Source organism: Gimesia fumaroli (assembly GCF_007754425.1).
GTDB classification, from domain to species: Bacteria; Planctomycetota; Planctomycetia; order Planctomycetales; family Planctomycetaceae; genus Gimesia; species Gimesia fumaroli.
Window position 1 is genome coordinate 1,690,011 of record NZ_CP037452.1, and the last position, 13,616, is coordinate 1,703,626.

The window sequence follows — 13,616 nt, forward strand, 5'->3', positions numbered from 1 at the left end:
GGGGTTTCCTGGTCAGTCGACCGCCTCTTCCAGAGTTGCACAAAGTTCTTCTGGAGTGGCTGCAATGTCTTTGCTGAGGCTATGATTAGCCGTAACCGTGTAAACGGCCGCGGTTAGAGTCATGATACATGCCGATGTGTAGAACATCGCTACGATCCCCCAGCGATCAATAATACTTCCCATGATCGGAGCAAAAATGATGGCTCCTGCATCAAAGAAACCAAGTACGATCGTGGTTCCTGTGCCGCGATAATGTTTAGGGAATGATTCGGTTCCCAGAGAAACGACGGCGGGAAAGAGCAGGGCGTGCCCAAAGCCACATAAGATGGAAGGTCCGATTAATTGCCATTCGCGTGTGATGGAAGGCAATATGAGATGACCAATGGCATGTCCCATCAGCCCCATAGTAATCATTTTGTTTCGTCCTACCGTTTCGCCCCAGCGCCGCGTCATGATGCGAATGGCAAAGGCAGATGTGGCATAGCCGGCAAAGAATGTTCCAATGCCGCCCAGGTCCCGTTGTGTCACAAAGCGAGTTAAGAACACACTGACCACGGTAAAACTGAGACCCATCATGATGGCGATGACTACGACCTGTCCCGGCCAGAAGCGAAACAATAGCTGATGTGCGGCCGGCGTGACTTTGGGACGACGATGGGTATCATTGCGTGTCACGATCAGGACGATTATAAAGTAACAGATGCCCAGAATCGTAGGGATACCGAATAAAGCGTAGAACTGGTCATTGCCCGGTGGAAACCATTTCAGCATCCAGTCACTGACCTGCGTACCCAGGATCATTCCGACAAAGCCGCTACTGCCCAGGCTGCCGATGACTTCTGTCCTGCGATGCTGGGGAACTTTTTGCTGAATATGCACGACAGAGCAGGTAAACATGCCAGCAATGCCTGTCGCGAAAAATGTTCTAAGTGCAAAGATTTGCCATCCCAGTGAGCGGCAGAGGGCCATCCCGCCGGCACCGAATACAAATATGACAGCGGACAGAGCCCAAAGGCTTCTGACCCCATAGCGGTCAATGCCTTGTCCGAGGAAGAAGCGGGCAATCAAGGCAACGAACACCCCACAGCTGACAATATCACCGACGAGTTCTTCGGTGCCCCCCAGGTATGTGATTAAATCGGCGAAGCGAAACGTCAGGGCATTTGCGGTGACTAAAAGTACGTTCGCCAGATAGCAAAGCCAAAACAGCCGATTGTAAATGGGTTCCTCTTCATTCGTGGGAACGACGGGGGTGATAGACATTTGATTTTTTTATTCAAACTGTAATTGATTGTCGGATTTAAGAGCACTGTGTTTTGGGACTCAAACTCTTTTTCGCTCACATCTTAGGTTCAAATTTATTGAACGCGAGAAAAAACAGCATGTCCCTCATATCGATTCAGGAGGCTGAAAAGGGGGGGACAATTGATAGACACCAGCAGTGGCATCTAAGTTCGTGACCTCAGTGAAGCAGCGACTTTCATCCTGCGGCGGGTCATTCATGACGAAAGTACACTCAGCCTTTCATAAGCATTTTAGCAGGTCAGCGCGCATCCGTCTAAGGCAGAAATATGAAACTTTGTGGTAGAAGGGAGTGGGAAGCAGACGAATTACATGAAAATCGGGGTGATTGAAGGTGTCAAGAGAGCGATTGAGTCCTGAATCATGGGATTAACCCCCAAAGGCACTGTAGCGTCTGATGCCCCGTTGAAAGGCAATGCGATTTAATGAAAAGAGCACAATAATCCAGAACACTTCCATGGACAATTCGAAAATCAGCTCCTCATGCGAGTATTTTCCCAGGATTACGGTCCCCGGGAAGTAAGCGAGATATTTGAAAGGCAACATCTGCATCCACTGGCTTAACGGCTCTGGGAAGAGGTCCAGTGGGATCATGTGACCTGAGAGAAAGTAATTCAGCATCATGTAGATAAAGATCAGCGAGCTGACTTCAAGGAACCAGAACGCAATCAGGCCGATCAGCGATTCAATTAAGAAGCCGACGAGGAACGCCATCATCAGTGACAGAATCCAGGCCGTGATCGTAAAGGCATCGGGCCAGCCGGTAAAGTAATCCCGGCAGAGATAGAATACGAGAATAAAAGGGCCGATTGCGACCATATAATACACGAGCTTGTGCGCCATGCGCGCCCAGAAGAGATAGCCCAGCATATCAATCGGTTGAATCAGATACTTTTTGATGGTTCCTTCACGAACATCATTGGCAATTCCATTGGCAAGACCAGGCATACTGGAAAACGCGCGCCCCACCATCACCAGCAGGTAATAGGCAACCATCTGGTGGTAAGTGTAACCTTTGATGGAACCGACGGGGTCCTTGGAATGAACTCCGTAAATAGCACCCCACAGGAAAATCTGAGTGACAATCGGCAGGAAGCGAACCAGAGTGGCAAACACGAAATCTCCCCGGTAGACGAGTCGTTCTTCTACCGAGGTTTTGAGAATGATCCAGTTTGTTCGCAGGCTGGCAATCATGATTTACTGAAGTTGAAAGGTGAAATTCAAAACAAAGTGCCAAACGGAATTGACGTGATAAACGTGTCTCAAGGCTTTGATCATTCGGTCGTTGATTGCAGCAGATTGCTTTCTTCTTTTGCACGATCTGCATCATTTTTATGTTCGGTAAACACTTCTGCAATGACTTCTTCCAACGGTCGTTCCTGAACTCCCACATCCAGAATGCGATATTTCGAAAGCAGGTTCGAGAGGATCTCAGGAATTTTGTTGCGTGGCACTTTTAGTTTGACATGCGGTGCTTCATATTCAATGACTTCACCCCATTGTGAAAAGTCACGGGGGAGGTCATCCCCATCGAACTGGACGTCCATAATTTTGTAGTTACTGAATCGATCCAGAATATCGCTTAAAGGGCCATCGTGTTTGATGCAGCCCTGGTTGATAATGATTGCGCGTTTACAGAGCGCTTCGACATCCTTCATGTAATGACTTGTTAAAACAACGGTCGTTTTCTGTTCGACCTGATAGTATTTCAGGAACTCCTGCACACGGCGTTGGGAAACCACATCCAGGCCAATCGTGGGTTCATCCAGAAGCAGGACGTCCGGTTTGTGTAGCAAGGCTGCGATCAGTTCCATCCGCATCCGTTCGCCCAGGGAAAGTTCACGCACGGGTTGGCCGATCAGATGTCGTACTTCGAGCAGGCTCGTTAATTCATCGATGCGACGTGTATATTGCTGCGGATCGATCCGGTAAATTTCTTTATGCAGGCGAAATGATTCCTGGGCAGGCAAGTCCCACCAGAGCTGATTCTTCTGACCCATTACCAGCGAAAAACGGCGGCGGTATTCATTTTCGCGTTTCCAGGGAATGTGTCCTAGAACAGTGGCATCGCCGGCAGAAGGGAAAATCAGTCCTGCCAGAAGTTTCAGAGTCGTGGTTTTGCCGGCGCCATTCGGGCCGAGAAAAGCCACCATTTCCCCCTTCTCAATGGAAAAACTGACATCGGAAACAGCCTGCACGGTTTTATGGTCGCGTCGCCAAAGCCCTTTGAGAGAAGCGATGACTCCCTCTTTTTTCTGGTAGACTTTGTATGTTTTTTCGAGATTTTTAACGACGATGGCATTCATGTCGTCATCTTACGGTACCCGTCGTTTCGGGTCGAGCGACAAAGTACCGGATTCAGAAAAAACAGAAGCGCAAACGGCGTTTGATATAACAGAAGTCATTTCAGACAAAGAGATCTACTGAATTCGAGAGGGCTTGGCGGATTTGACAGGCGATCAGTGGGTCGCACATGGCAGCAGTCGCCAGGTGCGTTGCCTGAGCGCCGGCGGCCAGAAACTGTTTGACATCACTGGCAGAGCTGATGCCTCCACAGGAAATCAAATGAGGTTTGTCTGCTTCAGCTGGCAACTTCGAGATCAGGTCTGTGAAGATTTTGAGCTGATTGAGTGAGGCCTGTTTCGTGGCAGTACCGCAGATGCCCCGTTGTTCGCCTCCAAACAGCAGGTTCTGTTTCTGGTCAACGACGGTTGTGGCAACGCTGTTCGTCATAACAATGCCGGATGCAAATGGCAGCACGGCTTGTAAGAACTCCTGGGCCTGAGATTGATCAGGCACATGGCCGATTTTAATGAGGTAGGGGACAGAACCGGTGATCTGCTTGACTCGACTGGCGACCAGCGCCGCTGCCTCTGGCTGTTGATAGAGCTGACCATCTCGAGTACAGACATTGGGGCAGGAAAAGTTTGTTTCAATACAATCGGCACCACTTTCAATGGCCCACTTGGCGCAGAGGGCATAATCGTCTGCCAGTTCTTCGAGTGACCAGCCAGGTTGCAGGGAACCTACAACAGATACCGAGAGGACTTTCTCTGCAGAGAGAAGTGTTCGGGTCTGTTCAATATCTTTGCGCCAGACATCAGGCGAAGCTGAGGGCATACCAAAGGAAACCGCCCAACTCCCTTGCATCGTTTCCGAGAGGGAGACCCGTTGTTCTCCACCCACTAGCGAAGTTGTCTGAACCGGCTGTAAATTGGGGAGCGGGTAACAGGCACGCGCTGAAGAGCGGACGGTTTTATAAGTCAGAACATCAAATCCAAGACTGGCATAATAGCGTACCCATTTTCCATTCAGTAATGGTCCTGCCGGGATTCCCAGTGGGGAAGAGACGGGCAAGCCACAGAATGACCATGAGCCTGGAAGGTCCGCCGGTTCCAATTCAACCGGCGCAGGTGCATTGTCATAATTCCACTGATACGTTTGCCGGATATCATAGCGTGGGTATTGCTGAGAAGCTCGCATAAGGCAACCTGAAAGATAGAACTGAGGCAAGTATGTCTGACGCTATCTTTCAATCAGTGTAACAGTTTTATCGCTGAGATGACAGTAGTGGTGGAAGTTGTGAGATCGTCAACAAAAAAACTCCGGCCTCAATGAAGGGGCCGGAGTTCAGGGGACTAGTTACGAATTAGTTTAGCGTTGGACTGTATTCATGTTTTTAAGAACATTCAGATAGTCGACGGTGATATTCAAGATTTCATCGTTGTAGTAATCTTTCTTGAAAATCTCTTTGTCGGCTTCGGCTTTTTTCTTATCTTCTTCTTCCTTTTTCTTATCTTCTTTTTCTTTGTCGTTTGAAAGTTCTTTTCGACGTTCGGCTTCGACAAGCGAGATCGTTTTCTGGTTTTTCTTTTTCAGATATTTGTTGATCTCTTCCTGTGTTTCTTTGAACTCTTTGTCTGCGACAACACGTTGAGTACTGGATTGCTGCAGGCGTTTGAGGATTTGCTGGCTGACCATGCCAACCGGAGCAAATTGTGCGACTTCAGTTTTGTCAAACTCCATCGCATCATCCAGGAATGATTCTCCCAGGTCCATATTATCGATCAGTGAAGGCAGTACGATGTCGGAACGAACGCCCCGGTTTTGGGTACTGTCGCCATTAACACGATAGAACTGGTTGATGGTCAGTTTCAAAGCACCCAGATCCTGGCCTCGCAGGAAACTAAACATCTGGTTGCTGACCGGCATCACGTTTTGCACGGTTCCTTTTCCGTGTGTGGTAGTGTCACCAATGATGATGCCGCGTTTGTAGTCTTTAATCATGCCGGCGAAAATCTCTGAAGCTGATGCAGACAGACGGTTACAGACGACAACCAGCGGACCGGTGTAAACCGCACCCGGTTCAACATCACTGTGGATTTTACGTTCGCCATCCGGTTGTTTGACCTGGACGACAGGACCTTCATCCACAAACAGACCAGAAACTTCAATGGCTTCGCTGAGAGCACCACCACCGTTGAATCGCAGGTCAATCACGATTCCGTCAACGCCACCCTGATCCCGGAAGTCATAGAGGACTTTACGGACATCACGGGCAGTACTTTTGAAGTTCTCATCACCCCGTTGAGCACCTCGGAAATCACGATAGAAGGAAGGGATACTGATGACACCGATGCGTCCGGTTTTGCCGGGGAGGCGTTCGCCGGTTTCAATAATCTTGCCTTTGACTTCGGAAGTACTTAATTCAATCTTCTTGCGTGTTAACTTATAGATTTCAACAGCGCTGTTCTTTTCTTTTTTAACGCGTAATTGAACGATGGTTCCTCGTTTACCACGAATGTAGCGTACGACTTTGCTCAATTTCATTTCGACAACATCAACAAAGTCACCGTCTTCCTGGGCAACAGCGATGATTTTATCACCCGCTTTGAGACGTCCATCGGCATCGGCGGCACCGCCGGGAACGATTTCAGCAACAACGGTATAGCCGTCTTCTGAACGCAGAGCAGCACCAATCCCGTCAAGACTGAGTTCCATACTGATACGGAAGTCTTCCAGAGTTTGTGGTGACATATAGCTGGAATGAGGATCGAAGCAGTGTGTTAACGCGCTCAAATACATTTCCAGCTTCTCGGGGTTGTCTGTTTGCGCCATGGTTCGCAAGTTATTGCGGTAACGTTTATGTAACTGCTCACGTGCTTTGGCGAGTTCGGTATCTTCCAGAATCAGATTCAGCAAATCGAATTTGACTCGCTTTCTCCAACGTTCATTCATTTCTGATTGATCTTTGGCGAAATCCAGCTCTTTGGCGTCAACGACAATTGATTCATCGACAGTGAAGTCATGATCAACGTCAACCAGTTGCTGAGCGTAATCCATTCGTTCCTGGAGTCGTTTGAGGTACAGATCAAAGGCATCGTAGGCAAACTTGACATCTCCCACAGCCAGCTTGTCATCCAGTTGATTCTTTTCCGCTTCGAAACTGGCAATATCTGATTTGTAGAAATAGAGTTTCTGTGGATCGAGTTGCTTGATGAACCGTCGCATCAATTTTTGAGAAACTTCATCATTGATCGGTTTGCCGCTAATATGGAAACGGCTGACCATCGCACAAACCCGCTTTGCGGTGACAGAATCGCTGGCTGAATCAGAAACATTCGCCTGCTGCGCGAAGATCGCTGTCCCCAAGAGGAGAAACATGCAAAGACTAAGAGCAGAGGCTGCTTTTGAGGGAGGATTTAACTTCATAAGTTTCGTCCGTTTACTTGGATTGGAGGTGATATTGAGAAACCGTTTGTATAACCGGTCGTGAGCCGGGAATTCACTCATGTTAACTGTTTGATATTATAGGATCAGAGAAAACAGAACAAGATGACATTTCCAGGACTCTCGAACCCCATCTACTTATCAGTTGCCGATTTACCAGCGAGACACAGAAAACTACGTGAATTTCCTTATATCATAACGCCAGTGAAGTTTAGTACGTTCATCGCGCGTTTTCTGTTGGCCATTATTACCTGTATTTTGTCCGGATCTGATTCAAATTGAGGAAAAGTTCGACTTGCTTTAGCGCGGACGAAGTTGATTACAGGAATTACGATCTGTTGGTTTGTCTTAAGTGTCTTTTAATAAAAGATTTATGCAATGTTTCAATTCGTATTTGGCTCATTCATCTGGTTGAAGCAGTTTTGCGATCGTTCCCAGGCATTCCTTCCATATCACTTTGAACTCTTCGGAATCAACACTGTGCCCGGAAATCATTTGGGCCAGTTGTGGCAAAGTCGCCGGGAAAAAGACGAGAGCAGTGAAAATCAGCATCAGGGAGACCGGATCAAACTCGTCAGAAATCGTGCCATCTGCCTGTGATTGTTTAACGCGATTGATATGGTTCTGGTAGTATTCACGCCGCCAGGGTTCGTCGATGAGCGGCGCGCCTTCATTCTGCTGTGCTTCATTTAAGAGGACCCGTACGTAGTTCTGGTCGCGCAAGTTTTCTTCGAAGTAGAACTGCAGAACTTCTTCAATATCGATGGGGATTTTTTCGACATTCTCACTTCGTTCTTCGAGTTTACTTTTCAAGGCTGCTTCAAATAGCCCGTGTTTGTCATTGAAGTAACGATAAATGAGTGACTTGTTAAATTTGGCCTGACGTGCGACGGATTCGATTCGAGCACCATCGACTCCCCGTTCAGCGAATTCCTCGATGGCCGCTTTCAGAATTGCTTCCTGGGAATTGACTTCCTTTTTGGGAGGGATCATTTCTGCATCGGTTAATGTCATTCGAACTCCATTTGAAGTGAGAAGAGTCGAGTATAGCTACCACATTTCAGTATGTGAAGAAACCGTAGATGAATCAGGTGTCTGGTCAATCCGTTTTCTCTATTTAGAAGCATAATTTTGTCTAGAATTATGTTGAATTCGAAAACAGAGCAGGGTAGCATTAGTATAAATGTAACGGTAACGTTACCGGTTATTCAATCTTTTTAGACGAAAAACCTGTATTTTTGACTCAGATTAATGAGTCTAAGAGAGGTAATTCTCTTACGGGTCCTGTCTTCGCTGCCGTTTCGGCTTTATCACACTGCCAGGCGTAAGCCTGAATGTTCGAGTTTTGATTTTTTGTGCCTTGGGCACTTACGAATAGTCAATTTCTTACCCTTCTGGATATGCGAGGAGTAGCGTCATGGCACATCGTAAACCTCTGAAAAGAGGATTCACACTCATTGAGTTGTTAGTGGTCATCGCAATTATTGCGATTCTGATCGCCTTGCTGTTACCCGCAGTCCAGCAGGCACGCGAAGCCGCCCGGAGATCACAGTGCAAAAATAATCTGAAGCAGTTTGGATTGGGAATGCACAATTATCACGAATCGTTTACCACTTTTCCTTTGGGGGTGAGTCTCAAGCCGGGCTCTTCAGGTGGGGGTGACTTTTTTGCCAACGGGATTGTGATGATGCTGCCTTATTTTGATCAGGCGAATTTGTCGAATCTCTATGATGCTTCAAAAACCTGGGATAACCAGACTCCCGCGGTGGCCCGAACAGTGATTCCGATGTTTGTTTGTCCCTCCAATGTTGGGGCAAATCCGCTTCATGAGCCCGCCTTGGACGCTGTGATACCTGCGATGGGAACATTGGGGATTACAACGTATCTGATGTGTCGTGGATCGAATGTGGCCTGGTGTAATACCAGTAATCACTCCAGTAATGTCAAAGGGATGTTTGACCTCAACAAGGGGGCCAAGATGCGGGACATCATCGATGGCTCGAGCAATACAATCGCGATGGGAGAAGGGGCAACCGGGCCTCAGTTTATGCTGTGTGAGGGGCAAGGCTGCAATACCGTGCCAGCGACACCAGTCGAAGCAACACAAGGCTGGATAGTAGCACAACCCCCTCCATCTGATTTTAAAGCGGGGTTGTTTGGTGGTCCGCGGGCCAGTGTCTTTGGAAGTACCGCTGACCGGATCAATAAACAATTCACGACCGAGTCACTGATCGACCTTGGAAATTTTTCTAATTGCACCTTTGGCACCGGCGCGGATGCGACCAGTAATTTCCGCAGCCAGCATGTTGGCGGAGCTCATTTCCTGTATGGAGATGGTTCGGTTCATTTCATCAGCGAGAATATCGATCTGGGCGTGTATCAGGCACTTTCCACGATTCAGGGCGGAGAAGTCGTCGAGACACCTTAACCATAAATCGGTTGTATCCCGCTCTCGCTGTAACTTGAAGTGGAATGTGAATTGCAACGATGGAGAAAACGATCCTGCATCAGCAAGGTGTATCGATTCCGAATCAGTCTGACCTTGATCAGGCGTTAAAAGAACTGGCGGAAGCCAACCGGACGTCGGTTGGCTTTTCTGTCGCGCAGCGGATTCAATTGACAGAGCAGTGTCTGCTCAGTCTTTCTACTGTTGCACAGGAATGGGTTAATCTTTCCTGTCAAGCGAAACGCATACCGAAGGACAGTTCGGTTCGCGCGGAGGAAGTTCTGGCAGGGCCGGTTTCTGTTGCACGGTTTTTGCAAGTCTTATTGATCAGTTTGAAAACAATTTCGAATACTGGTCAACCTCATCTTCCGGGATCTCCAAAGCTGTCAACAGAGCAGCAATGGTGCGTGCCCGTGTTTCCCACCAGTGGGATTTATGACGCGTTAGTTTTCGCGGGTTTGAAGGCAGAGGCATGGTTAAAGCCGGGTGTGGAATCGACGTCGTTGTTTGATCTCTCTCAATTAAACTCAGAGTGCAGTAGATCAATGTCGCTGACACTGGTATTGGGGGCAGGGAATGTCTCTGCGATCCCCGCCACGGATGTGTTGACGAAAATTTTACAGGATGGCGAGCGGGTTCTTTTGAAAATGAACCCGGTCAACGCATATCTGAAACCGGTGTTCGAACAGGCGTTCCAGCCGTTAATTACAGCCGGACTGTTACGAATCGTGGATGGTAATGCTGCCGCCGGCGAATATCTTGTGTCGGCTCCCGATATCGATCGGATTCATATTACCGGATCGACGCAGACACACGATGCGATTGTCTGGGGCAGTGATCCTGGAGAACGGGAGTCTCGGAAAGCGAAGAACCAGCCTCTGATTGATGTGCCGATTAGTAGTGAGTTGGGAAATGTGTCTCCCTGGATTGTCGTTCCCGGTGCGTACTCAGAAAAGCAGCTGCAGTTTCAAGCAGAAAATATTGCAGCTTCGATAGTGAATAACGCTTCGTTTAATTGTCTGGCGACGAAAGTCATCATTACCTCTGCCGACTGGTCGCAACGTGACCGGTTTTTAACGATGATTGAACATCAGCTGGAGCAGGTTCCCAGCCGGTATGCCTATTATCCGGGGGCGGCCGAGCGTTGGGAACGGTTTACAGGGGAGGTTCCCAAGGATAAAGAGTACCTGCCTTGGAAGTTGCTTCGCAATACCGACCCACGACAGTCACCACACTTGTTTCGGGAAGAGTCGTTTGTCTGTGTTTGTGCGGAAACCGCGCTCGAGGCTGATACCTATACCGAGTTTCTCGAACGGGCCGTTGATTTTGTGAATCAGGAAGTGTGGGGGACCTTGTGTGCCACCATTACGGTTTCGGATGCATTTCAAAAAAAGAATCGGGATGTTCTGGATCGTTGTCTTTCCCGTTTGAATTATGGCGCGGTGGGAGTCAATCACTGGCCTGCTTTGAATTATGCGTTTATGTCCACTCCCTGGGGAGGGGCACCGGGGGCTGATTTAACCAATGTCCAAAGTGGAATTGGAAACGTCCATAACACCTTCTTTCTATCGGATGTGGAAAAGACGGTGTTGTATGGTCCGTTGACTTTGTTTCCGAAACCGGTCTGGTTTCCCTCGCACTCGAATCCGGAAGCAGTTGGCTGGGGGCTGATGAATTTGTATTGTCAGCCTTCGTTGATGAACCTTTTACGCGTGGGCCTTTCTGTCGTCTTCAAATAACTATTTTCGAGTAAACTCAGCGCAGGTTGATTCGATATGCTACAGACCATTCCGTTTACATTTCACAAAACATTCCGTTTCGCAGGCCTTGTTCTGGTCGCTGTGATTTTTTCCTCAGGGAATCCGGGTGAGGCGGCGGAGTCGACTGCGCCAAAATTGGAGTCGGCGACCTATACGTTTTCGCCTGGTCCTGATTTTCAATTTAAATTTCAGTCTCGTTTGATTCAAGCCATCCCTGGTGATGTGCTGATATTGGAAGCGGGGAAGTATGAGCTGCGGTCCGGACTGAATCTGGTGACAGACAACGTCACGATTCGTGGTCAAGGCCATGAGAAAACGGTCCTCTCTTTTAAGCATCAGACGGACGGCAGTTTTGGTTTACTGGCAAGTGGAGATAACCTTGTCTTGGAACAGTTCGCGGTGGAAGACACCAGTCATAATGCCATTAAAGTTTTAGGGGCTGAGAACGTAACTTTTCGAGGGATCCGCACTGAATGGACGGGAGGCCCCAAAACAACCAATGGTGCCTATGGGCTTTATCCGGTTCAGTGTAAAAATGTGTTGATTGAAGATTGTATTGCGATTGGAGCAGCCGACGCGGGCATTTATGTCGGTCAGTCGACTGATGTCGTTGTCAGAAACTGCCGCGCTGAATCAAATGTGGCCGGCATTGAGATCGAAAACACGATTAATGCGGACGTCTATGGGAATATTGTCACAAAGAATACCGGCGGACTGCTGGTGTTTGACTTGCCAGGGCTTCCTCAGAAGAATGGACGCCACGTACGTCTATTCCGGAATCGGATCTTCAAAAACAATACTCCCAATTTTGCCCCCAAAGGGAATATGGTCGCTTCTGTGCCTTCAGGCTCAGGCATACTGGTGATGGCAACCGATGATGTGGAAGTCTTCGAAAATCAAATCGAGGATAATCATTCGTTTAGCATCTCGGTGGTCAGCTTTCTGATCTATGGAAAGAAATTGAAGGATCAAAACTACGATCCGTATCCGGAAGGAATTTCGATTCATGACAATCAAATAAAGAGGGGCGGCACCGCTCCTGATGGCGAACTTGGATTAGTTCTGAAGTCCATCGTCGGCACACCGCTGCCTGCGATTGTGTATGATGGTGTGATCAATCCACAAAAGCAGGTTGATGGAAAAGTTCCGCTGGAACAAGGCCTGCGGCTATCGAATAACGGGGATGCGAAGTTTCTGAATATCGATTTCAGTAATCTGAATCCCGTCAATATTGCGGCGGGCAAATATCGGCCCAGTCCAGACATGGCGCCGTTTGAAGGGACGCTGACACCACTCAAATCGGTTGAACTCAAACCGCATGGTGTTCCACAGCCAACGAAAAATACGACCCTGCTCGTGTATTATGCTGCCCCAAACAAGCTGTCGGAACTGGGCCTGTTTCAGGGAAACGGAGCATCACAGAAACCCGTCGAAGGTGTGATCCCCTATGATTTGATTACGACTCTATTTACCGATTACACATCCAAGTATCGGTTTGTGCGATTACCTGAAGGGGGGCAAATCAAGTTCAAGTCAGCCGGCGTTCTTGAATTTCCGGTGGGGACGATGTTGATCAAAACCTTTTCCTATTTGAATGATCTGCGCGATCCTTCACAGGGAGAACGCCTGTTGGAAACGCGAGTGGAATTTCTCAAAGAGACCGGCTGGTATGGATATTCTTATATCTGGAATGAGGAGCAGACAGAGGCGGAATTGAGTCTGGGGGGAGGAGAAGTGGATGTCTCCTGGATTCACTCCGATGGGAAATCACGTTCAACACGACATTTAATACCGAATGCCAATCAATGCATCAGTTGTCATAGTCATCACGATAAGTACGTGCCTATTGGGCCGACGGCCGCCAATCTGAATCGACTTTATCATTATGCTCAGGGGGAAGAGAATCAACTGGCTTATCTGACTCGCAATCGTTTTCTGGAAGCGGCTCCTAAACCAGAGTCGATCGAAGTTCTCGCGGATTTTGACGAACCGGAATCTGGAACACTGGACCAACGCGTGCGTGCTTATCTTTCGGTGAATTGTGCGCACTGTCATAGTCCTGGTGGGAACGCCCGAACAACGGGCTTGGATTTACGTTTAACGCAATCAGACCCTGCGAAAATCGGTGTCTGGAAAACTCCGGTTGCGGCAGGTCGGGGATCGGGCGGACGCGATTACGATATTGTTCCCGGTGAACCGGAAAAATCGATTCTGATGCACCGCTTGCAATCCAACGATCTCGCAGCGCGGATGCCGAATATCGGGAACCGCATTGTGCATCAGGAAGCCGTCGATTTGATTCGACAGTGGATTGGTGAAATGCAGCCGGACCCTGCGAAGAAGCCCTCGCCTTAGATTGTGGTTGTAGTCACCTTGCT

9 protein-coding genes are annotated in these 13,616 nt (G+C 48.5%); 3 read left to right on the forward strand and 6 right to left on the reverse strand.

Translation table 11 applies throughout. The annotated features are described in order from the left end of the window. Positions 1–12: 12 nt before the first annotated feature. The 6 genes from Enr17x_RS06490 to Enr17x_RS06515 all read right to left on the reverse strand — a co-directional run bounded on the left by Enr17x_RS06490 (position 13) and on the right by Enr17x_RS06515 (position 8,046). A complete protein-coding gene (locus tag Enr17x_RS06490) occupies positions 13–1,263 on the reverse strand; it encodes an MFS transporter (RefSeq protein WP_145306999.1) in 1,251 nt (416 codons plus the stop codon). Positions 1,264–1,671: 408 nt separating this feature from the next. Further along, positions 1,672–2,496: an ABC transporter permease gene (locus tag Enr17x_RS06495; protein WP_145307001.1), complete on the reverse strand. Its 825-nt coding sequence runs from the start codon at positions 2,494–2,496 to the stop codon at positions 1,672–1,674. 80 nt (positions 2,497–2,576) lie between these two features. Next, entirely contained in the window at positions 2,577–3,608 is a 1,032-nt protein-coding gene (locus tag Enr17x_RS06500) for an ABC transporter ATP-binding protein (protein WP_145307003.1), read from the reverse strand. Positions 3,609–3,708: 100 nt separating this feature from the next. After that, on the reverse strand, positions 3,709–4,785 hold the full coding sequence (locus Enr17x_RS06505; RefSeq protein WP_145307005.1) for a beta/alpha barrel domain-containing protein: 1,077 nt from the start codon (positions 4,783–4,785) through the stop codon (positions 3,709–3,711). Between the two features lie 171 nt (positions 4,786–4,956). Continuing rightward, entirely contained in the window at positions 4,957–7,014 is a 2,058-nt protein-coding gene (locus tag Enr17x_RS06510; protein WP_232100974.1) for a carboxy terminal-processing peptidase, read from the reverse strand. 417 nt (positions 7,015–7,431) lie between these two features. Then, complete coding sequence (locus tag Enr17x_RS06515) at positions 7,432–8,046, reverse strand: TetR/AcrR family transcriptional regulator (protein ID WP_145307007.1); 615 nt, start codon at positions 8,044–8,046, stop codon at positions 7,432–7,434. A gap of 403 nt (positions 8,047–8,449) precedes the next feature. On the opposite strand from Enr17x_RS06515, the gene Enr17x_RS06520 reads away from it, so the two are divergent. From Enr17x_RS06520 to Enr17x_RS06530, 3 genes are read left to right on the forward strand one after another with little or no spacing between them, the layout of a single operon-like run. Next, entirely contained in the window at positions 8,450–9,460 is a 1,011-nt protein-coding gene (locus Enr17x_RS06520) for a DUF1559 domain-containing protein (RefSeq protein ID WP_145313937.1), read from the forward strand. A 59-nt stretch (positions 9,461–9,519) separates the two neighbouring features. Beyond that, a complete protein-coding gene (locus tag Enr17x_RS06525) occupies positions 9,520–11,217 on the forward strand; it encodes an aldehyde dehydrogenase family protein (RefSeq protein ID WP_145307009.1) in 1,698 nt (565 codons plus the stop codon). A gap of 36 nt (positions 11,218–11,253) precedes the next feature. Continuing rightward, positions 11,254–13,593: a parallel beta-helix domain-containing protein gene (locus tag Enr17x_RS06530; protein WP_145307011.1), complete on the forward strand. Its 2,340-nt coding sequence runs from the start codon at positions 11,254–11,256 to the stop codon at positions 13,591–13,593. Positions 13,594–13,616 lie beyond the last annotated feature (23 nt).

Excerpts from the sequence above, each read along its gene's own strand:
- Enr17x_RS06520 (WP_145313937.1), top strand. The coding sequence starts at position 8,450 with ATGGCACATCGTAAACCTCTGAAAAGAGGATTCACACTCATTGAGTTG.
- Enr17x_RS06515 (WP_145307007.1), bottom strand. The coding sequence starts at position 8,046 with ATGACATTAACCGATGCAGAAATGATCCCTCCCAAAAAGGAAGTCAAT.
- Enr17x_RS06525 (WP_145307009.1), top strand. The coding sequence starts at position 9,520 with ATGGAGAAAACGATCCTGCATCAGCAAGGTGTATCGATTCCGAATCAG.
- Enr17x_RS06500 (WP_145307003.1), bottom strand. The coding sequence starts at position 3,608 with ATGAATGCCATCGTCGTTAAAAATCTCGAAAAAACATACAAAGTCTAC.
- Enr17x_RS06490 (WP_145306999.1), bottom strand. The coding sequence starts at position 1,263 with ATGTCTATCACCCCCGTCGTTCCCACGAATGAAGAGGAACCCATTTAC.
- Enr17x_RS06530 (WP_145307011.1), top strand. The coding sequence starts at position 11,254 with ATGCTACAGACCATTCCGTTTACATTTCACAAAACATTCCGTTTCGCA.
- Enr17x_RS06505 (WP_145307005.1), bottom strand. The coding sequence starts at position 4,785 with ATGCGAGCTTCTCAGCAATACCCACGCTATGATATCCGGCAAACGTAT.
- Enr17x_RS06495 (WP_145307001.1), bottom strand. The coding sequence starts at position 2,496 with ATGATTGCCAGCCTGCGAACAAACTGGATCATTCTCAAAACCTCGGTA.
- Enr17x_RS06510 (WP_232100974.1), bottom strand. The coding sequence starts at position 7,014 with ATGAAGTTAAATCCTCCCTCAAAAGCAGCCTCTGCTCTTAGTCTTTGC.